Source organism: Aeromonas sp. QDB11 (genome assembly GCF_027705265.1).
GTDB lineage: Bacteria > Pseudomonadota > Gammaproteobacteria > Enterobacterales > Aeromonadaceae > Aeromonas > Aeromonas allosaccharophila.
This window is the reverse complement of sequence record NZ_JAPDBM010000219.1, coordinates 1-698: the sequence shown is the minus strand read 5'-3', so window position 1 is coordinate 698 and position 698 is coordinate 1. Positions and strand designations below refer to the sequence as shown.

Genomic DNA, 698 nt, shown 5'->3' with positions numbered 1-698 from the left:
TCGAGACCCTCCCGTAACGGGTATCGATGATCTCCAGCAAATTACTGCGCTCGGCCGCATCCAGCATCTCCATGCCCCAGTCATCCAGGATCAGCAAGCCCACATTATTCACCTGCTCCAGCAGCTTCGGATAACTGCCATCCGCCTGCGCCAGTCTCATCTCTTCCAGCAGGGTTTTCAGCCGGTAGTAGCGCACCGCTACGCCTTGCCGGATAAAATAGCGGCCCAACGCACAGGCCAGGTAACTCTTCCCACAGCCTGCCGCCCCCGTCAGCAGCAGGTTTTGCTGATGAGCCAGCCACTGCCCTTCCAGTAGCTGGCGGATCTGCGCTTTGCTTATTCCCCGGCTGGCACGGTAGTCCAGCTGCTCAATTTGACCGGACAATCGAAACCGCGCTTGCTTCTCCAACCGGTTAACTTTGCGCTGCTCCCGTTGCACCAGCTCATGACTCAGCAGCAGTTGCAGCCGCTCTTCAAAGCTCATGTCCTGATACAACGCGCTCTGTGTCTGTTGCTGACTCAGCGCCTGTTTCACACCGCCCAGACGCAGGGTGCTCAGTTGTTCATCGAGATGTAATTGCATGCTCTTTTCCTTGTTGAGTGATGGATTAGTGGAAGTAGTGTTCGCCGTGGACATTGTCATGATGGATGTCTTGCAACGGATCCTGGCGTGAGGTGGCAACTGGTTGTTGTTCCAG

1 protein-coding gene is annotated in these 698 nt (G+C 56.0%); it reads right to left on the bottom strand.

Annotation, left to right across the window (positions count from 1 at the left end):
- Nucleotides 1-583: ATP-binding protein (locus OKC40_RS22755; RefSeq protein WP_270797058.1), on the bottom strand; the 583-nt coding region annotated here is incomplete at its 3' end.
- Nucleotides 584-698 lie beyond the last annotated feature (115 nt).